This is a genomic window from Amycolatopsis sp. NPDC089917 (assembly GCF_040684635.1).
Classification (GTDB): Bacteria; Actinomycetota; Actinomycetes; order Mycobacteriales; family Pseudonocardiaceae; genus Amycolatopsis.
The window spans coordinates 1-24819 of sequence record NZ_JBFBGL010000089.1; the positions used below are offsets into that span (position 1 = coordinate 1).

Annotated in this window: 23 protein-coding genes and 2 rRNA genes; 21 read left to right on the top strand and 4 right to left on the bottom strand. The window is 69.8% G+C overall.

Translation table 11 applies throughout. The features are described 5' to 3' along the window. The 10 genes from AB0N89_RS37435 to AB0N89_RS37480 all read left to right on the top strand — a co-directional run. Positions 1 to 202: ribosomal RNA gene (locus AB0N89_RS37435) — 23S ribosomal RNA — on the top strand; the annotation flags it as partial. Positions 203 to 284: 82 nt separating this feature from the next. After that, positions 285 to 401: ribosomal RNA gene (rrf, locus tag AB0N89_RS37440) — 5S ribosomal RNA — on the top strand. A gap of 166 nt (positions 402 to 567) precedes the next feature. Continuing rightward, positions 568 to 2379, top strand: a complete 1812-nt coding sequence (locus AB0N89_RS37445) for a hypothetical protein (RefSeq protein ID WP_364215251.1) — start codon at positions 568 to 570, stop codon at positions 2377 to 2379. After that, positions 2372 to 3361, top strand: coding sequence for an HAD-IIA family hydrolase (locus AB0N89_RS37450; protein ID WP_364215254.1), 990 nt, complete (start codon positions 2372 to 2374; stop codon positions 3359 to 3361). Before AB0N89_RS37445 ends, AB0N89_RS37450 begins: the two co-directional genes overlap by 8 nt. Positions 3362 to 3437: 76 nt before the next feature. Next, complete coding sequence (locus AB0N89_RS37455) at positions 3438 to 3617, top strand: hypothetical protein (RefSeq protein ID WP_038511536.1); 180 nt, start codon at positions 3438 to 3440, stop codon at positions 3615 to 3617. A 4-nt stretch (positions 3618 to 3621) separates the two neighbouring features. Further along, complete coding sequence (locus AB0N89_RS37460; protein ID WP_364215257.1) at positions 3622 to 4437, top strand: TlyA family RNA methyltransferase; 816 nt, start codon at positions 3622 to 3624, stop codon at positions 4435 to 4437. Then, on the top strand, positions 4434 to 5345 hold the full coding sequence (locus AB0N89_RS37465; protein WP_364215260.1) for an NAD kinase: 912 nt from the start codon (positions 4434 to 4436) through the stop codon (positions 5343 to 5345). The genes AB0N89_RS37460 and AB0N89_RS37465 overlap by 4 nt, the downstream gene beginning before the upstream one ends. A gap of 104 nt (positions 5346 to 5449) precedes the next feature. Further along, positions 5450 to 7246 (top strand): DNA repair protein RecN, encoded by a 1797-nt coding sequence (gene recN / locus AB0N89_RS37470; RefSeq protein ID WP_364215304.1) that lies wholly within the window; start codon positions 5450 to 5452, stop codon positions 7244 to 7246. A gap of 83 nt (positions 7247 to 7329) precedes the next feature. Beyond that, on the top strand, positions 7330 to 8514 hold the full coding sequence (gene steA / locus AB0N89_RS37475; protein ID WP_364215263.1) for a putative cytokinetic ring protein SteA: 1185 nt from the start codon (positions 7330 to 7332) through the stop codon (positions 8512 to 8514). Beyond that, positions 8511 to 9458, top strand: coding sequence for a copper transporter (locus tag AB0N89_RS37480; RefSeq protein ID WP_364215266.1), 948 nt, complete (start codon positions 8511 to 8513; stop codon positions 9456 to 9458). Before steA ends, AB0N89_RS37480 begins: the two co-directional genes overlap by 4 nt. On the opposite strand, the gene AB0N89_RS37485 is transcribed toward AB0N89_RS37480, so the two are convergent. Then, positions 9459 to 10181 carry an aspartate/glutamate racemase family protein gene (locus tag AB0N89_RS37485; RefSeq protein ID WP_364215269.1) on the bottom strand — a complete coding sequence of 241 codons (723 nt, stop codon included), beginning with the start codon at positions 10179 to 10181 and terminating at the stop codon, positions 9459 to 9461. It lies immediately after the preceding gene. Continuing rightward, positions 10181 to 11623, bottom strand: coding sequence for an NCS1 family nucleobase:cation symporter-1 (locus AB0N89_RS37490; RefSeq protein ID WP_364215272.1), 1443 nt, complete (start codon positions 11621 to 11623; stop codon positions 10181 to 10183). Before AB0N89_RS37490 ends, AB0N89_RS37485 begins: the two co-directional genes overlap by 1 nt. Positions 11624 to 11772: 149 nt before the next feature. Here AB0N89_RS37490 and AB0N89_RS37495 point away from each other — a divergent pair, with 149 nt between their 5' ends. Continuing rightward, complete coding sequence (locus AB0N89_RS37495; RefSeq protein ID WP_364215275.1) at positions 11773 to 12450, top strand: GntR family transcriptional regulator; 678 nt, start codon at positions 11773 to 11775, stop codon at positions 12448 to 12450. A 23-nt stretch (positions 12451 to 12473) separates the two neighbouring features. Next, positions 12474 to 13409: an aminoglycoside phosphotransferase family protein gene (locus AB0N89_RS37500; protein WP_364215277.1), complete on the top strand. Its 936-nt coding sequence runs from the start codon at positions 12474 to 12476 to the stop codon at positions 13407 to 13409. On the opposite strand, the gene aroA is transcribed toward AB0N89_RS37500, so the two are convergent. Then, entirely contained in the window at positions 13406 to 14692 is a 1287-nt protein-coding gene (gene aroA / locus AB0N89_RS37505) for a 3-phosphoshikimate 1-carboxyvinyltransferase (protein WP_364215280.1), read from the bottom strand. The two genes, AB0N89_RS37500 and aroA, sit on opposite strands and share 4 nt — an antisense overlap. Positions 14693 to 14780: 88 nt before the next feature. Here aroA and AB0N89_RS37510 point away from each other — a divergent pair, with 88 nt between their 5' ends. Beyond that, positions 14781 to 16478, top strand: coding sequence for a CTP synthase (locus tag AB0N89_RS37510; RefSeq protein ID WP_364215283.1), 1698 nt, complete (start codon positions 14781 to 14783; stop codon positions 16476 to 16478). After that, complete coding sequence (locus AB0N89_RS37515) at positions 16475 to 17101, top strand: NUDIX hydrolase (RefSeq protein WP_364215286.1); 627 nt, start codon at positions 16475 to 16477, stop codon at positions 17099 to 17101. The genes AB0N89_RS37510 and AB0N89_RS37515 overlap by 4 nt, the downstream gene beginning before the upstream one ends. Positions 17102 to 17360: 259 nt before the next feature. Here the strand turns inward: AB0N89_RS37515 and AB0N89_RS37520 are convergent, their stop codons facing one another. Then, positions 17361 to 17852, bottom strand: a complete 492-nt coding sequence (locus tag AB0N89_RS37520; protein WP_364215289.1) for a DUF1707 domain-containing protein — start codon at positions 17850 to 17852, stop codon at positions 17361 to 17363. Positions 17853 to 17970: 118 nt separating this feature from the next. On the opposite strand from AB0N89_RS37520, the gene xerD reads away from it, so the two are divergent. The 7 genes from xerD (at position 17971) to AB0N89_RS37555 (ending at position 24739) form a co-directional block, all read left to right on the top strand. Continuing rightward, on the top strand, positions 17971 to 18873 hold the full coding sequence (gene xerD / locus AB0N89_RS37525) for a site-specific tyrosine recombinase XerD (protein ID WP_364215307.1): 903 nt from the start codon (positions 17971 to 17973) through the stop codon (positions 18871 to 18873). Positions 18874 to 18965: 92 nt separating this feature from the next. Then, positions 18966 to 19991: an AAA family ATPase gene (locus AB0N89_RS37530; RefSeq protein ID WP_364215291.1), complete on the top strand. Its 1026-nt coding sequence runs from the start codon at positions 18966 to 18968 to the stop codon at positions 19989 to 19991. After that, positions 19988 to 20407, top strand: a complete 420-nt coding sequence (locus AB0N89_RS37535; protein ID WP_364215294.1) for a cobyrinic acid a,c-diamide synthase — start codon at positions 19988 to 19990, stop codon at positions 20405 to 20407. The genes AB0N89_RS37530 and AB0N89_RS37535 overlap by 4 nt, the downstream gene beginning before the upstream one ends. Further along, positions 20407 to 21348 (top strand): segregation/condensation protein A, encoded by a 942-nt coding sequence (locus AB0N89_RS37540; RefSeq protein ID WP_364215297.1) that lies wholly within the window; start codon positions 20407 to 20409, stop codon positions 21346 to 21348. The genes AB0N89_RS37535 and AB0N89_RS37540 overlap by 1 nt, the downstream gene beginning before the upstream one ends. Then, entirely contained in the window at positions 21345 to 22031 is a 687-nt protein-coding gene (gene scpB, locus AB0N89_RS37545; protein WP_364215300.1) for an SMC-Scp complex subunit ScpB, read from the top strand. Before AB0N89_RS37540 ends, scpB begins: the two co-directional genes overlap by 4 nt. Next, the gene (locus AB0N89_RS37550; RefSeq protein ID WP_007035528.1) at positions 22021 to 22773 is read left to right on the top strand and encodes a pseudouridine synthase; all 753 of its coding nucleotides are present in this window, start codon (positions 22021 to 22023) and stop codon (positions 22771 to 22773) included. The genes scpB and AB0N89_RS37550 overlap by 11 nt, the downstream gene beginning before the upstream one ends. A 97-nt stretch (positions 22774 to 22870) precedes the next feature. Beyond that, positions 22871 to 24739 carry a Xaa-Pro dipeptidyl-peptidase gene (locus AB0N89_RS37555; RefSeq protein ID WP_364215310.1) on the top strand — a complete coding sequence of 623 codons (1869 nt, stop codon included), beginning with the start codon at positions 22871 to 22873 and terminating at the stop codon, positions 24737 to 24739. Positions 24740 to 24819: the final 80 nt, after the last annotated feature.

Below are 24819 nucleotides of genomic sequence, written 5' to 3' on the forward strand. Positions count from 1 at the left end.
ACGCCAGTGGCATGGCTGGTTGGCCACGTTCGGAAGGGATAACCGCTGAAGGCATCTAAGCGGGAAGCCTGTTCCAAGATGAGGTATCCCACCCCATGTGGGTTAAGGCCCCCAACAGACCATTGGGTTGATAGGCCAGAAATGGAAGCACAGTAATGTGTTGTCGAGTTGACTGGTACTAATAGGCCGAGGACTTGCCCACAAAGATGTTACGCATCCACTCTACAGCTCTGAAACACCACACCGTTTGTGTGAAGCAAGCAGTGTGTGTTGTTTCGTAGTGTTTCGGTGGTTATAGCGTCAGGGAAACGCCCGGTCCCATTCCGAACCCGGAAGCTAAGCCTGACAGCGCCGATGGTACTGCAACCGAAGGGTTGTGGGAGAGTAGGACACCGCCGGACTAACTTCAGGACAGGGTCCTGACCAGGGTCGAGAACCCCTAACAGGTTCTCCCCGGTCAGGGCCCTGTCTCTTTTCATGTCCATGGACGGACTAGAATGGTCCGTTGGCTCGCCCGGCAGGTGGGCGCAAGTGTCGAAAACTTTTTCAATAGTGGCAGGAGGCCAGGTGTCCGAGTTCGGTCGACGTGACTCAGATGATGGCGCGTCCGGCCGGTCGGGCCGCCGGGACGACAGTCCCCGCGGAGGCCGGTCTGACGCGCAGCGAGGTGACCGGCGTGGCTCCGCCGGCGGCAGGCAGGACCGGGGTGGCCGCGACGGCGGCTACCAGGGCCGCCCGCGCCGTGACGACCGCGGTGCCCGCGGTACGAGCAGCTACTCCGGCAAGCCCGCCCGCAGCGGTGACGGTCCTCGTGACCAGCGGTCCGGTGGCAGCCGCTTCGGTGGCCAGGGACGGGACGAGAACCGTCCGCGCTACAACGACGACCGGTCCGGCGGCCGTGACAACCGCGGTGGTTACCGCTCCGACGATCGTCGCGACGACCGCGGCGGCTACCGCTCGGACAACCGCGACAGCCGGGGCGGATACCGCTCTGATGACCGTCGCGACAACCGCGGCGGTGACCGTGGTGGCTACCGGTCCGACGACCGCCGGGACAACCGGGGTGGCGACCGCGGCGGGTACCGCTCGTCCGAAGGCCGTCCCGAGCGCCGTTACGACAATCGGTCCGACAGCCGCTCGGACAACCGTTCCGAGAGCCGCTACGAGAAGCGTTCCGACAGCCGCCCGGCTCGCTCCGGCTACGGCTCGGACAACCGCGGCCGGTCCGACGACCGCCCGTCCGGCAACCGCTACGAAGGACGCCCCCAGGGCAAGTCCTACGGCGACCGTGACAACCGGGATCGCGACAACCGGGACCGTGACAACCGGGGCGGCGGCGACCGTCGTCCGTCCTACCGCGACGACCGCGGTGGCTCCCGTTCCGGCGGTTACAACGGCGACCGCCGTGACGACCGGCGTGGTCCCTCCTCCGGTGACCGCCGTCCGAGCAGCGGTGGCTACGAGCGCAAGTCCTACGGCGACCGCGACAACCGCGGTGACGACCGTCGTGGCGGCTACCGCTCTTCGGGAGATCGCCCGGAGAAGCGGTACGACGACAAGCGCGGCGACTCCCGTGGTGGCGAGGGCCGGTTCGAGCGCAGGCGCGACGACCGTCCCCAGCGCGACCGTTCCGAGGGCCGCAAGGACTTCCGTTCCTCGCCGCGCGCCGAGGACAAGCCGGTCGACGACGAGACCTTGGCGCGCGAGCTGCTCGAGGCCCCGGAACTGCCCGAGGGCATCGAGTTCTCCGACCTCGACGAAGAGGTCCGTCGCGAACTCCGCACGCTGCCCAAGGCGCTCGCGGAAACCGTCGGCAAGCACCTGGTAGCCGCCGGTGGCCTCGTCGACGAGGATCCGGAAGCCGCGATGGAGCACGCCAAGTACGCGAAGGCCAAGGCGTCTCGGGTCCCGATCGTCCGTGAGGCGCTCGGCCTGGTCGCCTACCACGCCGGCAACTGGTCGGAAGCCCTGTCCGAGCTGCGGGCCGTCCGCCGGATGACCCGGACCGACGACCACATCGCGATCATCGCCGACGCGGAACGCGCCATCGGTCGTCCGGAGCGGGCTCTCGACCTCGCGAAGGAGGTCGACAAGGAGCGCCTGTCCAAGGCGACCCAGATCGAACTCGCGATCGTCGCGGCCGGCGCGCGGCGCGACCTCGGTCAGCTCGACGCCGCCGTCGTCTCCCTCCAGGGCGACGACCTCAAGGCGGAGAAGCGCGACCCGTGGAGCGCCCGGCTGTTCTACGCCTACGCCGACAACCTCGCCGCCGCCGACCGCAAGGAAGACGCGATCCGCTGGTTCCTGAACGCGGCCGAGGCCGACGAGGAGGACGAGACCGACGCCGCCGAGCGCGCCGCGGAGCTCACGAATGGCTGACGCCCTCTCGGCCGGGTACGACGCGGTCCTGTTCGACCTCGACGGCACGGTCTATCACGGCAGCAAGGTGGTCCCGGGCGCACCGGAAGCACTCCGGACGCTCCGGGACCACGGCACCGCCGTCCGCTGGGTGACGAACAACGCCTCCAAGGCGCCTGCGGAGGTTTCCGCGCACCTGGAGGCACTCGGGCTCCCCGCGAGCCCCGACGAGGTCCACACGAGCTCTCAGGCGGCCGCAGCCCTGCTGGGCGAGCGGCTGCCTCAGGGCGCCGTGGTCCTCGTCGTGGGCACGGAGTCGCTCGTCGCCCAGATCGAGTCGGCGGGCCTGCGGACGGTCCGGGAAGCCGGTCCGGACGTGGCGGCCGTGGTGCAGGGGCACTCCCCGGAGAACACCTGGGCCGCTCTCGCGGAGGCGTGCCTCGCCATCCGCGCGGGCGCGTTGTGGGTGGCGACCAACGTCGACGCGACCCTGCCGACCGAACGCGGTCTGCTGCCGGGCAACGGGTCGATGGTGGCCGCCCTGCGGACCGCCACCGGCGTCGAACCGCTGGTGGCGGGCAAGCCGGCGCCGCTGTTGTTCACCACGGCGGCGCGGGACGCGGGAGCGGAGCGCTCGCTCGTCGTGGGCGACCGGCTGGACACCGACATCGAGGGCGCCGTCGCGGCCGGGATCGACGCGCTCTGCGTCCTGACCGGTGTCGCCGACGCGGCGTCCCTGATCAAGGCGAGGCGCGAGGAGCGTCCCCGCTACCTCGCGTGGGACTTGTCCGGGCTGAGCAGCCGGGCGGACCTGCTCGAAGTCGGCCCGAAGGACGGCTGGCGGGTCACCGCACAGGGTGACGTGCTCAAGGCCGATGGTGAAGGCGACGCCCTGGACCTGTTGCGCGCGTTGTGCGCGGTGGCCTGGGAGACCGGGATCACCGAGGTCCGCGGTGTGGGCGACACCGCCTTCGCCGCGCTCGCCGAGCTGCGCCTCGCCTGACCAGCGCTGCTAACTTGGTGGGGTGCAAGACCACTTCCACCCCGTTCCGCGACCCCCGGTTCCCGGCCCGCCGCCGGTGCCGGGGCCGCCGCCGGATCAGTTCGCGCAGCAGGACACGGATCCCCGTGCCGGGATCGACGAAGCCGTGGCGGGTCTCGACGACCTCGCCGCGCTTCCGCTCTCGGAGCACGTCGACCGTTTCGAAGCCGTGCACACCGAACTGACGGTGGCGCTGTCCACCATCGACAAGGTCTGACCGCGTGCCCAAACGCGCCCGCCTGGACGCGGAGCTCGTCCGGCGGGGTCTGGCCCGCTCCCGTGAGCAGGCGTCCGCGCTGATCGCCGAGGGCAAGGTCACCGTGCGCGGGATGGTGGCCACCAAGCCCGCGACGGGCGTCGAATCCGGCGCGCCGATCGTGGTGCGCGACGGCGACGACCCCGGCTGGGCCTCCCGCGGCGCGCACAAACTGCTCGGCGCGCTCGAAGCCTTCACCCCGCAAGGCCTTTCCACCGAGGGAAAGCGCTGCCTCGACGCGGGCGCCTCGACCGGTGGCTTCACCGATGTCCTGCTGCGCAACGGCGCCGCCACGGTGATCGCCGCCGACGTCGGCCGCGGTCTGCTGGACTGGCGCCTGCGCACCGACGACCGCGTGGTCGTCCTCGACAAGACGAACGTCCGCAACCTGACCCCGGAGGACCTCGGCGGCCAGGTCGACCTCGTGGTCGGCGACCTCTCGTTCATCTCGCTCAAACTCGTGTTGCCCGCCCTCGCCGCCTGCGCGCGCGACGGCGCCGACCTGGTGCCGATGGTCAAACCGCAGTTCGAGGTGGGCAAGGAACGGCTCGGCAGCGGCGGCGTCGTCCGTGACCCGGAACTGCGGGCCGAATCGGTGCTGGGCGTGCTCGCCGAGGCCGAAAAGCTGGACCTGCGTCTGCGCGGCGTCGTGGCGAGCCCTCTTCCCGGGCCGTCCGGGAACGTCGAATACTTCGTCTGGCTTGCCCGCGGGGCGGGGGAGACCCTCGGCACCGACGCCGAGCGGCTCGTGCGCACCGCAGTCCTGGAGGGACCCCAATGAGCGATCGCGAGGTGCTGCTGGTCGTCCACCCGGACCGGGACGCGACCCGGGACGCGGCACGCGAGGTGTCGGCCCGGTTCGCCAAGGCCGGGGTGCGGCTGCGGGTGATCGACGAGGACGTCCGGGAGATGCTGGAAGCCGACGGCGGGATCGGCGCGCCCTGCACGGTCATGGCGCCGGAGCAGGATCCGGCGGCCGGGACCGAGCTGGTGTTCGCGCTCGGCGGCGACGGCACGCTGCTGCGAGCCGCCGAGCTGGCCAGGCCGAACGGTGTCCCGGTCCTCGGCGTGAACATGGGCCGGGTCGGGTTCCTCGCCGAGGCCGATTCGGACAAGCTGGCCGACACCGTCCAGCGTGCCGTCGACGGCGACTACCAGGTCGAAGAGCGGATGACCGTCGACGTGGTGGTCCGTGTCGACGGCGAGGAGATCGTCCGGACGTGGGCGCTCAACGAGGCCAGCGTCGAGAAGAGCTCGCGTGAGCGCGTGCTGGACGCGCTCATCGAGGTCGACGGAAGGCCCGTGTCGTCCTTCGGCTGTGACGGCGTCCTGTGCGCCACTCCGACCGGTTCGACGGCGTACGCGTTCTCCGCGGGCGGTCCGATCATCTGGCCGGACGTCCAGGCGCTGCTGGTGGTCCCGAGCAACGCGCACGCGATGTTCTCGCGGCCGCTGGTCGTCTCGCGCGACTCGGAGATCACCGTCGCCATCGATCCGGACGGCTCGCCCGCCGTCCTGACCTGCGACGGATCGCGGACCTTCGATCTTCCCGCCGGCGCTGCCGTGCGGGTCACCTGCGGGCAGGTGCCGGTGCGCCTGATCCGGTTGTGGGAAGGCCCGTTCACCGACCGGCTGGTGCACAAGTTCTCGTTGCCGATCAAGGGCTGGCGGGAGCGACACGCCCGCTGACGGATGTCATGAAAGGGTCGTTCAAGACGAAAAACGTCTTGAACGACCCTTTCATGACGTGCCGGGTGCGGGAATGGTCGGGGTGGGCCGCTACGGTGGTCGTCGTGCTGGCCGAGATGCGCATCCAGGGCCTCGGAGTCATCGAGGACGCCCTGCTGGAACTGCACGCGGGCTTCACCGTGGTCACCGGTGAGACGGGTGCGGGCAAGACGATGGTCGTCAGCGGGTTGCACCTGCTCTCCGGCGGCCGAGCCGAAGTGTCCAAGGTGCGGACGGGAATGCTGAAGGCCTTCGTGGAAGGCCGGTTCGAGCTGGGCGGTGCCGAGGGTGCCACCCGGATCGTCACCGATGCCGGGGCGGAGGTCGACGAGGACGGCAGCGTCATCGCGCTGCGCGCGGTCTCGGTCGACGGCCGGTCCCGCGCCCACCTCGGTGGCCGTTCGGTGCCGGTCGGCGTCCTGGCCGACCTGTCCGAGCAGCTGATCGCGGTCCACGGGCAGAACGATCAGCTGCGGCTGCTGCGGCCCGCCGAGCAGCGCGCCGTGATCGACCGGTTCGCCGGCGAGGCCGTCACCGAACCGCTCGAGCTGTACCGCGCGGTACGGGACGAATGGCTCGCCGTCGTCGCCGAACTGACCGAGCGCTCCACCCGCTCCCGCGAGATGGCCCAGCAGGCGGACCTGCTGCGCCACGGGCTCACCGAGATCGACGCCGTCGCGCCCGAGCCCGGCGAGGACACCGAGCTCACCGAGCAGATCAAGCGGCTCGCCGCGGTCGACGAACTGCGGGCCGCCGCGAGCGCCGCGCAGGCCGCCGTCTCGGGCTCTCCCGACGGAGACCCGGACGCGCCCGGCGCGGTCGGGCTGATCGGCGAGGCGACGCGGCAGCTTTCGGGCTCGGAAGACGCCGTGCTGCGCGAACTCGGTCCCCGGCTGGACGAGGCCTCGGTGCTGCTGTCCGAAGTGGGCGCCGAGCTGGGCAGCTACCTCGAAACGCTCGACGCCGATCCCGCGCTGCTGGAGAAGGTGCTCGCGCGCCAGGCCGACCTGAAGCGGCTCACGCGCAAGTACGCGGCCGATGTGGACGGTGTGCTCGCCTGGGCCGACGACGCCCGGCGCCGGATGTCCACGATGGACACCTCCGAGGAAGCTTTGGCCGAACTGGCCAAACGCCGCGACGAACTCGCCGTCACCCTCTCCGGACACGCCCTCACCTTGTCGGAGGCGCGGATCGAGGCCGCCGCCGAACTCGCCGAGGCGATCACCGCCGAGATGTCCGGGCTCGCCATGGGCCAGGCGGAGATCGAGATCACCGTCGAGCGGCGCACGGTCGACGAGAGCGACGCGCACGCCGTGAAGGTCGACGGCAGGCTCGTGCACGCCGGTCCCGACGGGGTCGACGACGTCGAGCTGCTGCTGCGGGCGCACAACGGCGCCCCGCCGCTTCCGGTGCACAAGGCCGCTTCCGGCGGTGAGCTTTCCCGCGTGATGCTGGCGATCGAAGTGGTCCTCGCGCATGCGGACACCGTGCAGACACTGGTGTTCGACGAGGTCGACGCCGGGGTCGGCGGCCGCGCGGCGGTCGAGATCGGCAGGCGGCTCGCGCGGCTGGCGCGCAGCCACCAGGTCCTGGTGGTCACGCACTTGCCGCAGGTGGCCGCGTTCGCCGATCAGCACCTCGTGGTGGACAAGGGCACCAGCGGCGGGGTGACCCGCAGTGGTGTGCGCGTGCTCAAGCAGTCGGAGCGGGTCGTCGAACTCGCGCGGATGCTCGCCGGAATGGAAAGCACCGAGACCGGCCGGGCGCACGCGGAGGAATTGCTCGCCGTGGCCGAAGCCGACAAGAGCACGCCGGACAAGCCCAAAGCCCGTCGCGGCGGAAAGCGCAAAAAAGCCAAGTAGCGCGACCCGGTGTGGGTTAATCGGCGTGTTTCCATCGGCGTGGCGGACGCAGAAGGCCGCGCGGATTTGTCACTATCGGTCGCATGAAGCTCACCGGCTTGCTCACGCGTAACCAAGAGACCCTGCCCGGGATCATTGGCGTCGCCAGGGTCGACAGGCGCACGCGAGAGCTGCTCCGCCGGCTGAGCCCGGGTGACATCGTCGTCCTCGACCAGCTGGATCTCGACCGGTCGACGGCCGATGCCTTGGTGGAGGCCGAAGTCGCCGCGGTGGTGAACGCGTCGCCGTCGATCTCCGGCCGGTTCCCCAACCTGGGCCCGGAGATCCTGCTCGAAGCGGGCATCCCGCTGGTCGACTCGGTCGGCGGCGAACTGCTGCGCAAGGTGAAGGACGGTACGAAACTCCGCCTGCACGAGGGCGTCGTCTACATCGGCGAGCGGCAGATCGGATCGGGGATCCAGCAGACGCGCGAAAGCGTCGCGGACCAGATGATCGAAGCCAAGGCCGGGATGTCCACCCAGCTGGAGGCGTTCTCCGCGAACACGATCGAATTCCTGCGCCGGGAACGCAGTCTCATCCTCGACGGCGTCGGTGTTCCGGAGATCAGGGTTCCGCTGCGGGACCGGCACGCTCTCGTGGTCGCGGGCGGCAACGGGCACGCCGAAGACCTCAAGAAACTGAAGAAGTACATCTCCGAGCACCGGCCGGTGCTGATCGGCGTCGACGCCGGGGCCGACACCCTGCGCGCGCAGGGATACCAGCCGGACGTCATCGTCGGCGACCCGCACGGGATCGGCTCGGAAACGCTGCGCAGCGGCGGCGAGGTCGTGGTCCCGGCGGCGCCGGACGGGCACGCGCCGGGTGTCGAGCGCATCCAGGATCTCGGGATCGGCGCGGTCACCTTCCCGGCGACGGGCAACGCCGAGGACCTGGCGCTGCTGCTGGCCGACGCGCATGAGGCGAGCCTGGTGGTCACCGTCGGTTTCCAAGCGACGCTGCGGGAATTCCTCGACCACGGCCGGTCCGGGTCGAACCCGTCGACGTTCCTCACCAGGCTCAAACTCGGCACGAAACTGGTCGACGGCAAGGCGGTCGCGACCCTGCACCGCAGCCGGGTGTCCATCGGCGCCATCGTCCTGCTGGTGGTGGCGACCCTGGTGGCCGTCGTGGCCGCGCTGCTGGTCTCCGACGTGGGTTCGGTCTACCTCGACTGGATCCGCGAGACCTGGAACTCGTTCATCGCCTGGGGCAAGGGACTTTTCACGTGATTTCACTGCGGTACCACATCGTTTCCATCGCCGCCTGCTTCCTGGCGCTCGCGCTCGGGGTGGTCCTCGGGTCCACGGCGCTGAACGGTTCGCTGCTTTCGGGCCTCGCCAGCCAGAAGGAGGATCTGGGTTCCCAGGTCGCGGATCTGGAGGCGCAGCGCAATTCGCTCAACGCCCGGCTCGGCGACGCGGACGCGTTCGCCGGCGCGATGGGGCCGAAGGTCGTCGCCGGTCAGCTGGACAAGCGTTCCGTGGTGCTGGTGACCACAGAGGACGCGAAGCCCGCGGACCGCGACGCGCTCAAGCAGCTCGTCGGGCAGTCGGGTGCCGCCGTCACCGGCGAGATCCAGCTGACCGAGGCGTTCTCCGATCCGATGCGATCCGATCAGCTGCGTGACGTCGTGACGCGCCTGCAGCCCGCCGGTGTCCAGTTCCCGACCGCGGGCGACCCGGGCACCCTCGCCGGCGCTCTGCTCGGTTCGGTGGCGTTGCTGAACAAGGACAACGCGCAGCCGCAGTCCACGCCGGTGGAACTGGCGGCCGCGCTCGGCGGGCTCACCGACGGCGGTTTCCTCAAGACCGGCGGCGACGTGAAGCCCGCGCAGCTCGCGATCGTGCTCACCGGCTCCAAGTACACCGGCGACGGCGCGGGTGACCGCGCTTCGACCGTCGCGCGCTTCGCCGCGCAGCTCGACCGTTCCGGCGCGGGCACCGTCCTCGCGGGCGACATGGGATCGGCAGACGGCACCGGCGCGATCGGCGTCGTCCGTGCCGACACCTCGTCGACCTCCATTCTGTCCACTGTGGACAACGCGGACACCGCGGCGGGCCGGGTCACCACGATCATGGCGCTGCGCGAGCAGCTCGAAGGCGGCGCGGGACGTTACGGCATCGCGGGCAACGCCCAGGCTCCCGCTCCCGGGATCGCCGCCGACGGCAACTGACTAACCGCGTGGAAGGGCGCCGGGCCAGACGCGGTTCTTGGGCAGCGGGCGGGCGTAGGAGCCGGCCCGGCTGGTCTTGAGGTTCAGCGCCACCAGGGATTCGGCGAGGCGGACCGCGGCGGCGACGCCGTCGATCACCGGGATGTCCAGCATCGCGGAGATCCGCCGGTCCAGTCCGGTCATCCCGGCGCAGCCCAGGACGAGGACCTCCGCGCCCGCGTCCCGGGCCCGGCGCCCGGCGGTCAGGAGCGCCGACTCCGTCCGGCGTTCGTCGGTCAGTTCGAGGACGCCGAGCCCGGCGCCGAGGACGCCGACGCAGTTCTGTGCGACGCCGGACGCGTGCAGGCTGTCCTCGATGAGCCCGCAGGTTCTGTCCAATGTGGTCACGACGCCGTAACGTCTTCCCAGCAGGCAGGCCAGATGCGCGGCCGCTTCGGTGATGTCGACGACGGGGACGTCGAGCAGTTCCCTGGCGCCTTCCCGTCCATGCTCGCCGAAACCGGCCATCACGAGCGCGTCGAACGGTTCGTCCAGCCCGTTCAGGAGGTCGAGGACGGCCGCGGCGCTCAGGAAGCTGTCCAGCCAGCCTTCCGCGGATTCCGGGCCCCACAACGGCGTTCTGGTGAGGATTTCGGTGCCTGGGCTCGCCGCGGCTCGGGCGCCCGCTTCGATCTCCTTGGTCATCGCTTCGGTGGTGTTGCAGTTGGTGACCAGGATCCGCATCACGCCACCCGCTGTTTCCGCGAGACGGCGAAGTACAGCGCGGCCGCGGACGCGGTGCCGATGAACCACGAGTACGGCGCGGCGGGGGCGAAGAACGGCACCAGCGCGATGACCGCGGACAGCGCCGCGGTCGGCAGGAAAGTGACCATCGCCCGCGGGTTGAAACCCCGTTCGTAGTGGTACGGCGAATCAGGTCCGGCCACGAACAGCTTGTCGACGTCGATCCGGCCACGTTTCACCAGGTAGTAGTCCACGATCATGATGCCGAACAGCGGGCCGAGGAAGGCGCCGAGACCGCCGAGGAAGTAGTTGACCACCGCGGGGGAGGAGTACAGCTTCCACGGCAGCACGCACAACGCCGCGACCGCGCTGATCATCCCGCCGATGGTGAAGGTGATCCGTTTCGGCCAGATGTTGGCCAGGTCGTAGGCGGGGGAGACGAAGTTCGCGACGATGTTCACGCCCATGGTGGCGATGGCGAAGGTCAGCGCGCCGATGATCAGCACGGGCGTGTTGTCGATGCGGGCCAGCAGCTCGGCCGGGTCGGTGATGGCGTCGCCGAACACCTGGAGGCTGCCGGCGGTGACGAGCACGGACAGCAGCGCGAACGCCGTCGAGTTGATCGGGAGACCCCAGAAGTTGCCGCGCCGCACCGTCTTCTGGTTCGGGGCGAACCGGGAGAAGTCGCAGAAGTTGAGCATCAGGGTGCCGTAGATCGACAGGATCAGGCCCACCGCGCCGAACCACTGCCGCACTTGCTCCCCTGTGGACAGTGCCTTCGGGTTGCCGGTCAAGGAGATGTTCCACTCGGCGGCGGCCAGGACCCACACCGCGAGCGCGATCATCACGACCCAGATGCCGGGACCGCACCAGTCCTGGAACTTGCGCACCGCCTCCATGCCGCGGGTCAGCACCAGCGCCTGCGCGAGCCACAGCGCGATGAAACAGATCCAGCCGAGCGCGTGGAGGCCGAGGAAACCCACCTCTGTCAACGGTTTCAGCCCGGGATCGATCGCGAGCACGAGCAGCGTGATGGCCACGGACGCGAGATAGGTCTGGATGCCATACCAGAAGATCGCGATGATCGCGCGGATCAGCGCGGGCAGGTTCGCGCCGAAGGTGCCGAAACTGATGCGGGCGACGACGGGGAAGGGGACACCGGTCCGCTGCCCGATCCGGCCCATCAGGTTCATGCCGAAGTAGATGAGCACGAAGCCGGTCAGCAACGCGGTGAACACCTGCCACGCCGAGAGGCCGAGTACGAACAGGCCCGCCGCGAAGGTGTAATTGCCGAGGTTGTGCACGTCCGACATCCACAGCGCGAAGATGTCGTAGACCTTCCAGCGGCGTTCTTTCGCCGGGGCGAGATCTTCGTTCCAAAGCCGGGGATCGGGCTGATCAGCTGCTTGCGTTTGGGTCCGGGCGGCTGGGGCGGCGGTCATGCGGGCCTCCGATCGACGGGGAGCTCCGGTCGATTTGGTATCCCAAAATTTGGCATCCCAAATATCACCCCGCAGTGGCCCGCCGTCAAGGTTTCAGCCGATAAACTCGGGTTACGGGCTGTTACGGCAGTGTTGAGAGAGGGGGGCGGGTGGCCGAGGAAGGACCGCGGCAGCCGCTGGCCGCGACCCGGCAGCGGGTCCGGGACGAGCTGCGCGAACGGATCCTCACCGGACGGTTGAAGCCGGGGGACCGGCTGGTCGAACGCGAGCTCGCCGAGGACCTCGGCGTCTCGCGGGTCCCGGTGCGCGAGGCTATCCGCAGCCTGGAAGCGGAAGGATTCCTCGCCGTCCAGTCACCCCGGCGCATCGTCGTGCGCCAGCTGGCGAAGGCCGACGTCGAGGAGCTGTTCGACGTCCGGGAGGCACTCGAAGGGCTCGCCGCCGGGCTGGCCGCCGAACGGGCGGGCAAAGCGGAACTCCGCGCTCTCGAACGTCTCCTCGCCGACGCCGCCCGCGCCACCGAAAGCGGCGACCCGGCCCGCATCACCTCGCTCAACACCCGCTTCCACGACCAGATCGTCGCGCTGGCGGGCAACGGCCTGCTGCACGAGATCCTCCGCCCGCTCGAAGGCAGGCTGCGCTGGCTCACCAGCCAGAACGAGCACTGGGGCGAGCTGCTCGGCGAGCACCGCCGCCTCTACGACGCGATCGCTTCGGGCGACGCCGATCGCGCGCGGGCCCACGCCGTCGAGCATGTGCGGGTCAACCGGCAGGTCACGCTGAAGGCGCTGTTCCCGGAGGATGACGGAGAACGCTCCGCCGGCTGAATCGGACATGTCAGACTTCCGGCATGATCACCGACGAACAACGGGCCGCCCGCACCGCGCGGGCGGTGGCCGCCGCGGTCTCGGCGGGCCGCGACCTCGGCCTGGCCGTCACTGAACCCGAGGTCCTCTACGACGTTTTCTCCGTCATCGTGCGCCTGGCGCCCTCGCCGGTCGTCGTGCGCGTGCCGACCGTGCTGCCACGCACGACGACGCCGGAGACGCAGCTGACCGATCAGCGGCGTGAGCTCGCCGTCGCCGCCTGGCTGGGCGAAAGGGGCCTCCCGGTCGTCAAGCCGAGCCCGCTGGTTCCGGCGGAACCCGTGCAGCGGGACGGTTTCTCGATGACGTTCTGGGAGCTCGTCGAATTCGTCGAGGACGCGAACCTGGCCGTGGCGTACACGGCGGAGCTCGTCGCCAAGTTGCACGCCGCGCTCCGCGACTACCCCGGCGAGCTGGCGTTCCTGAACGGCCTCGACCCGTTCATCCCCGACGGTCTCGCGCAGCTCGAAGGGCGGCCGGACCTGCTCGACCCCGCCGACCTCGACCGCGCCCGCCGCGAATGGGAGGTCCTCCGGCCACTGCTGGAATCGGAGGAAGCCTTCGCGAAGGCGTTCCCCGGTGTCACCGTCCAGCCGATCCACGGCGACGCGCCGGGCTACAACCTGATCGTCACCACCGAAGGCGATCTCTACTCCGACTTCGAGCTGGTCAATCGCGGCCCGATCGAGCGCGACCTCGCCTTCAACGGCCCCGAAGGCATCGAGGCGTACAACGCCGCCGCCGAAGAACTGGGCCTGCGCAAGGTCGACGAAGCCGTACTGAAGACGACCGAGGCCGTGAGCAGGCTTCAGCTGGTCGCGTGCCTGGCGATGGCGCCCGACCTGCCGATGCTGCTGGAAGGCACGAAGCCGATGATCGACCTGTGGCGCGATTCGCCGTTCGCGGGCGGGATCGCCTAGCCGAGCATCGAGGTCCAGGCTTCGGCGAAGCCGGGGAAGGTCTTCCCGACCGTCCCCGGGTTCTCCACCTCGACGCCTTCGACGCGCAGCCCCAGGACGGCCGCCGCCATCACCAGGCGGTGGTCGTCGTAGGTGTGGAACTTCCCGCCGTGCAGCGGCGCCGGCGTGATCCGGAGCCCGTCCTCGGTCTCGCGGACGTCGGCGCCGAGCGACGAGAGTTCGGTGGCCAGCGCGGTCAGCCGGTCGGTCTCGTGGCCGCGCAGATGCGCCACCCCGGAGATGATCGACGGCCCCTCGGCGAGGCACAGCAGCGCCGCGATCACCGGCGTCAGCTCGCCGACGTCGTGCAGATCCAGTTCGACCCCGGGGATCGTGCCGCTGCCGGTGACCGTCAGGCCGCCCGCGTCGAGTTCGGCCGTCGCGCCGAGGACCGGCATCAGGCTGCGAAGCCAGTCCCCCGGCTGGGTAGTGCGCTGCGGCCAGCCCGCGATCCGCACCGTGCCGCCGGTCGCGAGCGCGGCGGCGACGAACGGCGCCGCCGTCGACAGGTCCGGCTCGACGATGTACTCGGGGCAGGAAAGCCTTGTCGGGGCGACGTGGAACTCGGCGCCCTCACGCTCCACAGTGGCCCCGAAACGGCGGAGCATCTCGGCGGTCATCGCGATATGCGGTTCGCTCGGCACCGCGCCGCCGACCAGGCGCACGGTGACGCCTTGCTGGAACGACGGCCCGGCGAGCAGCAGCGCGGACAGGAACTGGCTCGACGCCGAGGAATCCAGATCGACCTTCCCGCCGCGCAGACCGCCTTCGCCGTGGACGGTGAACGGCGGGGCCTCGCGACGGTCGTCGTCGATGCGGGCGCCGAGACCGCGCAACGCCTTCAGCAGTGGCCCGATCGGACGGCGGCGGATCGCCTCGTCGCCGTCGAACAGCGCCGGGCCGGTGCCCAGCGCGGCGAGCGCGGGGGTGAACCGCGCGACCGTGCCCGCGTTGCCGAGTTCCACCCGGACGGTCTCCTCGGGATGGATGCGGCCGGGGCCGAGCGGGTGCACGAGGTAGCCGCCGATGCTGCCCTGCGAATGCGCGCCGAGGGCGTAGATGGCGCCGAGCATCAGCCGCGCGTCCCGGGAGTCGAGCGGGGTCCGTACCCGCGTCGGCGCGCTGGCGAGCGCGGCGAGGACGTAGGCCCGGTTGGTGATCGACTTCGACCCGGGAACGCGGATGTCGGCGTCCAGCGGGCCTTCCGCGACCGGTGCGGTCCAGGTGTCGTGCGCGTCTGTCACCTCGCGAGGGTAGCGGTTTTCCACTCCATCGGACGCTTGCGGCGTGGCCGGTGAGCGCTTCGGCGGGCGTGCGATAAGGTGGAAGCCCGTGGGACTTCAGTCGCGGGCTACCAAGTATGTCTTTGTCACCGGAGGCGTCGCCTCCTCTCTGGGTAAGGGACTCACGGCTTCCAGCCTGGGCCAGCTCCTTACCGCACGTGGGCTCCGGGTCACGATGCAGAAGCTGGATCCGTACCTCAACGTCGATCCGGGCACCATGAACCCGTTCCAGCACGGTGAGGTGTTCGTCACGGACGACGGCGCCGAAACCGATCTGGACATCGGGCACTACGAGCGTTTCCTCGACCGGGCTCTCGACGGCAAGGCCAACGTCACCACCGGGCAGGTGTACTCCGAGGTCATCGCCAAGGAGCGCCGCGGTGAGTACCTCGGCGACACGGTGCAGGTCATCCCGCACATCACCGACGAGATCAAGTCCAGGATCACCGCCGCGGCGGGCGAGGACGAGGACGGGAACAGCCCGGACGTCGTGATCACCGAGGTCGGCGGCACCGTCGGCGACATCGAGTCGCTGCCGTTCCTGGAGGCCTGCCGTCAGGTCCGCCACGACGTCGGCCGCGACCAGTGCTTCTTCCTCCACGTGTCGCTGGTCCCGTACCTCGCCCCGTCGGGCGAGCTCAAGACCAAGCCGACCCAGCACTCGGTCGCCGCGCTGCGCAACATCGGCATCCAGCCCGACGCGCTCGTCTGCCGCGCCGACCGTGAGCTGCCGGAGGACCTCAAGCGCAAGATCGGCCTGATGTGCGACGTCGACACCGAGGCGGTCATCGCCTGCCCCGATGCCCCGTCGATCTACGACATCCCGAAGGTGCTGCACCGTGAGGCGCTCGACGCCTACGTGGTGCGCCGTCTCGGGCTGCCGTTCCGCGACGTCGACTGGACCGTGTGGGGCGACCTGCTCGACCGCGTGCACAACCCGTCGGAGACGGTGCGGGTCGCGCTCGTCGGCAAGTACATCGATCTGCCGGACGCGTACCTGTCGGTGACCGAGGCGCTGCGCGCGGGCGGGTTCGCCCACCGCGCCAAGGTCCAGATCTCCTGGGTCCCCTCGGATTCCTGCGAGACCCCGGCGGGCGCGGCCGCGGCGCTGTCCGATGTGGACGGTGTGCTGGTGCCCGGCGGCTTCGGCGTCCGCGGCATCGAGGGCAAGGTCGGCGCCATCGCCTACGCCCGGACGCACGGGCTGCCGCTGCTGGGCCTGTGCCTCGGCCTGCAGTGCATGGTGATCGACGCGGCGCGGAACCTGGCGGGTATCAAGGACGCGAACTCGGCCGAGTTCGAGGACGGCCCGAACCCGGTCATCTCCACGATGGCCGACCAGCGCGACGTCGTCGCGGGGGAGCGTGACATGGGCGGCACGATGCGGCTCGGCGCCTACATCGCCAAGCTCAAGCCGGGCTCGCAGGTCGCGAAGGCCTACGGCACCACCGAGGTCTCCGAGCGGCACCGTCACCGCTACGAGGTCAACAACGCCTACCGCAAGCGTCTTTCCGAGGCCGGTCTGGTGTTCTCGGGCACCTCGCCCGACGACCACCTGGTCGAGTTCGTGGAGCTGCCCGCCGACAAGCACCCGTTCTTCGTCGGCACCCAGGCGCACCCGGAGCTCAAGAGCCGCCCGACCCGTCCGCACCCGCTGTTCAGCGCGTTCGTGAAGGCCGTCGTGGACCGCAAGGTCGCCGAGCGGCTGCCGGTCGAGCTGCCCGAAGCACCCGCGGTGGCCCGGTGACCGAGCCCGGAACGCACGAGTTCACCGTCGCGTCCACAAGGGACGTCCATATCGGACGCGTCGTGGGGCTGCGGGTCGACGAGGTCGTGATGCCCGGCGGCGGCACGGCTCGCCGTGAGGTCGTCGAGCACCTCGGCGCGGTCGCCGTCGTCGCGCTGGACGCGGACGGCGCGGTGACCCTGATCCACCAGTACCGCCATCCGGTCGGACGGCGGCTGTGGGAACTGCCCGCCGGGCTGATCGACAAGGCGGGGGAGGACCCCGTCGGCGCGGCCAAGCGTGAGCTGGTCGAGGAGGTCGGGCTCGCCGCCGAACGCTGGGAGACCCTCGTCGACGTCGCGGCTTCGCCCGGCTTCACCGACGAGGTCGTGCGCGTCTACCTCGCCCGGGAACTGTCCGAAGTGGACAGGGAGATCCTCGGCGAGGAGGAGGCCGACCTCGTCATGCGGAAGTTCCCGCTCGCCGAAGCGGTCCGGATGGCACTGGCGGGCGAGCTGGTGAACGGGGCGACCGTCGGTGGCGTGCTGGCCGCGCACGCGGTGCTTTCGGGGGCGGCCTCGTCGCGGCCTTCGGACGCTCCTTGGGAGACCCGGCCGACGAAGTTCGCTTCGCGCGGTCTCTAGCGTCTCGTGTCATGAGGGGTCCCCATAGGACGTTTTCCGTCCCATGGGGACCCCTCATGACATTCCGATTCCGGGGAGCCGCAGGTGCTCAGTCGCGGAGACGGTGTCCCTCCGCCTCGGCGCCACCGCTCGCCGGCGGGGCTCGCGTGCGTGGATGGCGAACTCGCGTGGTCAGCCGGACGACACACTCGCGGCCAAGCTCCGACACGTGTCGTCCGGTCCGTCACGCGGAACCAGTCGGTAGTAGGCGCGCGGAAGCTCAGTCGCGGAGGCGTCGGCCCTGCGCGTCGGTGCCACCGTTCGCCAGCAGCACGATCCCGTCGACCACCGGCCAGACCACCCCGATGCCGCACGTGAACACCACGAGCGCCAGCTGGGCGAGCGCGATCCCGACGTGGCCGGTGTAGAAGCGCCCGATCCCGAACGGCAGCACGATCTGCAGGACCCCGGCGGCGACCTTCGACTTCGGCGAGTACGGCAGGATCGCGACGGGCTGCTGGTAGGCGGGGACGAACGGCGGCGGTTCGAACCGAGGCGGTGGCGCGAGGTACGGCGGATGCGGCGCGGGCAGGTCCTGGAAGAGCGGCCGGAGTTCGCCGAGCGTCACGGCCTCGTACGCGGCGAGGACGCGGCCCTCGTATTCGTCCGGCGTGAGCCTCCCCTGGCTGTAGTGGTCGCCGAGCAGTCGCGCCGCCTCTTCGCGCTCGGCGGTGCCGACGCGCATCTCCTCCGGGTCCGGTTGCTGGGACATGCTCCCAAGGTAGCCCGTTTCACACCTGGGACGCCGTACGCGCGGCGAACACCCGAACGGGTCTTCGTCGTCCTAGAGTGTCCGTGTGTCACGGGCTGGCGGTGCCGGAGTCGCCCAGGTGGTCGCCGCTTACCTCGACCATCTGGTGGTCGAGCGCGGAACCGCGCGGAACACCCTCGACAGCTACTCCCGCGACCTGCGCCGGTACACCGCGTATCTCGGCGGCGCCGACGTCGAACGCTTCACCGACGTCACCTCGGCGCACATCACCTCGTTCGGTGCCGCGCTGCGCGAAGGCGATGAGGACCATCAGCCGCTCGCCGCGTCCTCGGCGGCCCGCGCACTGGTCGCGGTGCGGGGGCTGCACAAGTTCGCGCACGCGGACGGCATCACCGAGAACGACCCGGCCCGCGAGGTCCGCCCGCCCGCGGCGGCCAAGCGGCTGCCCAAGGCGCTGCCGGTCACCGACGTGCTGAAACTGCTGGAAACCCCGCCGCCCGAAGGGGAACGGCCGCTGCGGGACCGGGCGCTGCTGGAACTGCTCTACTCCACCGGCGCGCGGATCTCCGAGGCCGTCGGGCTCGACGTCGACGACATCGACGACGCCGAACGGACCGTGCTGCTCGACGGGAAGGGCGGCAAGCAGCGCATCGTGCCGATCGGCCGCCCGGCGCTCGAAGCGGTGCACGCGTATCTCGTCCGCGCGCGGCCGGCGCTCGCCGTCCACGGCCGGGGCACCCCGGCGATGTTCCTGAACGCGCGCGGTTCCCGGCTGTCCCGGCAGAGCGCCTGGCAGGTCCTCAAGGACACCGCGGAATCCGCGGGCATCACGGCGGGGGTTTCCCCGCATACGTTGCGCCATTCCTTCGCGACGCATCTTCTCGAAGGCGGCGCGGACGTCCGTGTCGTACAGGAACTGCTCGGTCACGCTTCGGTGACCACCACCCAGGTGTACACGCTGGTCACGGTCAACACGCTCCGCGAGGTTTACGCGACAGCACATCCTCGCGCGCTCGGCTAATCGACCCGGTCGATCCCGGCGTGCCTCGTTGGCTCGACTCGCGAATCGCGCATAGGCTGCCGAAGATCCTGCCGAAGAGGAGCTTTCGCGTTATGTCGACACCGAACGAGCCGGCGAAGCCGTCCGCGTCCGCCGGTTCGGCTGCCGCGAGCCTCAGCCAGGTGACCATCGCAACCCCCGCCGAACACGACGGCGACGAACCGTCGGAGGACACGATCGCTTCCCGCGGCCGCAAGGCCAAGCGCGCCAAAGAAGTCAAAGAAGCCAAGCAGCAGGAACGGGAGAACGACGGCATCGGCCCGACCGGCCGCCCGTATCGCGAGATCCCCGATCCGCAGCCGCTGGAACGGCACGGCCCCGCTCTGGTGATGGCCATGTGCAACCAGAAGGGCGGCGTCGGCAAGACGACCTCGACCATCAACCTGGGCGCGGCGCTGGCCGAATGCGGCCGCCGGGTACTGCTGGTCGACTTCGATCCCCAGGGCGCGCTTTCGGTCGGCCTCGGCATTCAGCCGCACGAGCTGGACCAGACGGTCTACAACGTCATCATGGAGCGCTCGGTCAGCATCACCGACGTCATCCGGAAGACCCGGGTGGACGGCGTCGACCTGCTGCCGAGCAACATCGACCTGTCCGCGGCCGAGGTCCAGTTGGTCGCAGAGGTAGGGCGCGAACACACTTTGTTACGGGTCCTTCGTCCGGTCATGAACGACTACGACTATGTTCTTGTCGACTGCCAGCCCTCGCTAGGCCTGCTGACGGTGAACGCACTGACCGCCGCGGACGGTGTGATCATCCCGCTGGAGTGCGAGTTCTTCAGTCTGCGAGGCGTAGCGCTCCTGATCGACACGATCGAGAAGGTGCAGGAACGCCTCAACCCCAAACTGGACATCACCGGGATTCTCGCCACCATGTACGACCCGAGAACCCTGCACTCGAAGGAGGTCATGGCGAGAGTGGTGGAGGCATTCGGCGACACCGTGTTCGACACGGTGATCAACCGCACCGTGCGGTTCCCCGAGACGACGGTCGCGGGCGAGCCGATCACGACCTGGGCTCCCAAATCAGCCGGCGCGGCGGCCTATCGCGCGCTGGCACGCGAGGTGATCGCTCGGTGAGCAGGCGAGCTTCCCTGCCCGGAGCGTCCGAACTCTTCAGGATCACCTCCAGCCCGGCCCTCGATCTCCCGCCCGCGCCCGCGCAGCCCGCCCCCTCGACGGGGAACGGCAACGGGAACGGTTCAGGAGACGAAGCGGCACACAAGGACCGGCTGACCCATGCCACGCGCAGTGGTTCGGGACGGACCAAGCACGACGCGAAGATCACCGTCTACGTCTCCGGCGACGAGCTGCTGGCGATGGAGCAGGCCAGGCTGAACCTGCGGGCGAAGCACGGGCTCGTGCTCGACCGCGGCAGGCTGGTCCGCGAGGCGGTGGCGGTCCTGCTGGCCGACTTCGACGCGGCGGGCGAAGAGTCAGTACTCGTCCAGCGATTGCGGGCGGGCGCCGAGGACGGGAAAGAGACCGAGAACTGATGGACGAACCGGCCGCGGCTGCTCCCAGCGGCCCGGAGCCGGTCGAGCGGACAGAAGCAGAGACGGAAGAGACCCCTGTCGTGCACGAGACCGTGCACGGCGGGATGGTCCCCGAAGGACTGGCCAGTGAAGAGCTGAGCACGTCCAAGTTCAAGGTGAACCTGGCGAACTTCCAGGGACCCTTCGATCTGCTGCTCCAGCTGATCTCGCAGCACCAGCTCGACGTCACCGAGGTCGCGCTGCACCGGGTCACGGACGACTTCATCGCCTACACCCGCGCGCTCGGCACGGAATGGAACCTCGACGAGACGACCGAGTTCCTGGTCATCGCGGCGACCCTGCTCGACCTCAAGGCGGCGCGGCTGCTGCCCGCCGCCGAGGTGGAGAGCGAAGACGACCTCGCCCTGCTCGAAGCACGGGACCTGCTGTTCGCGCGCGTGCTGCAGTACCGGGCGTACAAGCAGGTCGCGGCGCTGTTCGGCGAGCTGGAGGCCGGCGCGCTGCGGCGTTACCCGCGGTCGGTCGCGCTCGAAGACCGGTTCATGGGCCTGCTGCCCGAGGTGATGCTCGGTGTCGACGTGGGGAAGTTCTCCGAGATCGCGGTCGCGGTCTTCAAACCGAAGCCGCCGCCGACGGTGTCGATCGCGCACATCCACATGGGCCGGGTCTCGGTGCGAGAGCACGCCGCGCTGCTGCGGCTCAAGCTCGCGGAACGCGGCGAAGCGACCTTTGGCGAACTGGTCGAGGACTGCGAGCACACCGTCGAGATCGTGGCGCGGTTCCTCGCGCTGCTGGAGCTGTACCGGGAGTCCTCGGTCCAGTTCGAGCAGCTGGAGGCGCTCGCCGAACTGCACGTGCGCTGGACCGGCGGGTCCGTGGCGGAGGCGTCGGTGGCGGCCGAGCAGGACCGCGCCGCCGCTGAGGACGAGGAGTACGGGTGAACCCCGAAGAGACTGAGAACACTGAAGCACCCGAGACCCCCGAAGAGGCTTCGGCACCTGAGGTGCCCGAAACGACAGACAATGCCGAGCCTCCTGCCGACGAAGGGCTCGTCGCGGCCGGTGACGGCGACTACCCCGACGTCGCCTCCGACGAGGCGCTCGAAGCGGCTCTCGAGGCGCTGCTCCTGGTCGTGGACTCGCCGATCAACGAGGAATCGCTCGCCGAGACCGTCGGCCAGCCCGTGTCGCGGGTGACCGTGGCGCTGCGCACGATGGCGCAGAAGTTCACCGACCGGACCAGCGGAATCGACCTGCGCCGAGTCGGCGAAGGGTGGCGGTTCTACACTAGGGACGTCTATGCCCCGTTCGTGGAGAAGCTTCTGCTCGACGGCCAGCGTTCCAAGCTGACGCGAGCCGCACTGGAGAGCCTCGCCGTGATCGCCTACCGGCAGCCGGTGACCAGGGCCAGGGTCGCCGCCGTCCGGGGTGTGAACGTGGACGGGGTGATCAGGACGCTGCTGGCGCGCGGCCTGATCGAGGAGATGGGGACCGACCCCGAAACCACTGGCACGCTGTACGTGACGACCGAGCTGTTCCTGGAGCGACTGGGCCTGTCGTCCCTGGCCGACCTTCCGCCCATCGCTCCGTTGCTACCCGAAGTGGACACCATCGATGACATCTGACCCGCATCCCGACGGCATTCGGCTGCAGAAGGTCCTTTCGCAGGCAGGCGTCGCCTCGCGGCGCGCGGCCGAGGACCTGATCGTGCGCGGTCGCGTGAGCGTGGACGGCAAGGTGGTCACCGAACTCGGCCGCCGGGTCGATCCGGACAACTCCGTGATCCACGTCGACGGCACCCGCGTCCAGGTCCGCGAGGACCTCGTCTACCTCCTGCTGAACAAGCCCAAGGGCGTGCACAGCACGATGAACGACGACCGCGGCCGCCCGTGCGTCGGCGACTACCTGCGCGGCCGGTACGAGGAGACGCCCGGCATCGTGCACGTCGGCAGGCTCGACGAGAACACCGAAGGCCTCCTGCTGCTCACCAACGACGGCGATCTCGGCCACCGGCTGATGCACCCGTCGTTCCGCGTGCTGAAGACCTACTTCGCCGAGGTCGAGGGCATCGTCCCGCGCGGACTCGGCAAGGAACTGCGGGCGGGCTTCGAGCTGCCGGACGGCATCGTGAAGGTCGACCAGTTCCGGGTCAAGGACATGCTGGCCGGGCGGACCCAGATCGAACTGGTCATCCACGAGGGCCGCAAGCACATCGTGCGGCGGCTGATGGCGGCCACCGGCCACCCGGTGCGCAAACTGGTCCGGACCGCGCTGGGCGACGTCCAGCTCGGCGCGCAGCGGTCGGGCTCGATCCGGCGGCTGAACCGGGGCGAGGTCGGCTCGCTCTACCGCGCCGTCGATCTGTAACCAAGACTTTCCGCTCTACTGCGCCGCTGATCATCGCGTTTAGCTCTTCCTGACGGGCTTTCGGCCGACGGGGAAGGGCTCAACCGTGAAAAGAGTCGTGCTGGCAGGGATTTTGGCGGTCGCCGCGGCGGTGGTCGCGGCTCCGCAGTCCGCGGCGAAACCGCGGGGCAGCGAACCGGTCTACGACTTCGCCCAGGCCGTCCGCGAGACGGCCTGGGTCGACATCGGCCTCGACGGGGACGGTGACGGCCGTTCGGACCGGGTCGCCGCCGACATCATCCGGCCGAAGGAACCGGCGGCGCAGGGCAAGAAGGTCCCGGTCATCATGGACGCGAGCCCGTACTACTCGTGCTGCGGCCGCGGCAACGAGAGCGAGCTCAAGACCTACGACTCGGCGGGCAGGCCGGTCGGGTTCCCGCTCTACTACGACAACTTCTTCGTGCCCCGCGGGTACGCCGTGGTCCTGGTGGATCTGGCCGGTACCAACAAGTCCCGCGGCTGCACCGACATCGGCGGGCCGTCGGACGTCAACTCCGCGCGCAAGGTCGTCGACTGGCTCAACGGCCGGGCGAACGGCTACACGACGGCCACGGGGTCGGCGAGGACCAACGCGTCCTGGTCGACGGGCGCGGTCGGCATGATCGGGAAGTCCTACGACGGCACGGTGGCCAACGGCGTCGCCGCGACCGGCGTCGACGGGCTCAAGACCATCGTGCCGATCGGCGCCATCAGCTCCTGGTACGACTACTACCGCTCCGACGGCGCGAGCCTACGCCAGGGCAGCCCGGCGGGGCTGGCGCAGACCGTGTCCCAGCGCAACGGCGGGCAGAACTGCGGCGCGGCGAACCAGAAGCTCACCGCGGGCGCGACCTCGAACGGCGACTACAACTCGTTCTGGCTCGACCGTGACTACGTCCAGAGCGCCTCGAAGGTGAAGGCCAGCGTGCTCGCTTCGCACGGCCTGGGCGACCTGAACGTCAAGACGATCAACTTCGGGCAGTGGTGGGAAGCGCTGAACGTCGAGCGCAAGGTGTGGCTGACGCAGGCCGGGCACGTCGACCCGTTCGACTACCGGCGTTCGGCGTGGGTCGACACCCTGCACAAGTGGTTCGACCACTACCTGCTCGGCGTCGACAACGGCATCGAGAAGACCCCGGGCGCGAGCGTGGAACGCGAACCCGACGTGTGGGTGGACCAGCCCGCGTGGCCCGCGGGTAACGCGGTCACCCTGCGTCCCTCGTCCGGAAGCACGCCGGGTGTCGGCACGTTGGGCACGACCGCGGGAACGGGCACGGCGTCGTTCACGGACTCGTCCGGCCAGTCTTCGACCGGCTGGGCCGCGAGGCCGACGGAGACCGCGAGCGGACGAGTGCTGTTCAGCACCGGCGCGCTCGCGAAGGACCTCCAGATCTCCGGGACGTCGAAGGTGACCGTGACCGCGACGCCGTCGACGTCCGCCGCGCGGCTTTCGGCGATCCTAGTGGACTACGGACCGGCGACCATCCGGAACTACACCGGGTCCAAGGAAGGCATCAAGAACGAGATGACCCAGTCGTGCTGGGGTTCGAGCTCGCCGGGCAACGACGCCTGCTACCTGGACACGAGCACGGACTCGGTCTCGGTGGGACTGAACATCATCAGCCGGGGCTGGGCGGATCTGGCCAACTACCGGTCGCTGAGCCAGGAGTCGCCGCTGACGCCGGGGCAGCCGTACACCATGACGTTCCGGCTGGCGAGTACGGACCACGTCGTCCCGCAAGGACATCAGCTCGCGCTGATCATCGGCGGGACGGACGGTTCGTTCATCTCGGGACCGTCGCAGTACCCGAAGATCACGGTGGACCTCGGCAAGACGTCTCTGGCGCTGCCCGTCGTGGGCTCGGGTCCGGCGGCCGTTCCGGCGGCGCTTCCGGTGGCTCCGGCGCAGATCGCCCCGGCGACCGTTTCGGGGCTTGAGCGCGGCTAAGTCGTTCTCAGCCCCGGTCCGTGAAGGCCTCCTTGAGGGACTCTGGGTCCCTCAAGGAGGCCTTCACGGACTTAAGGTGT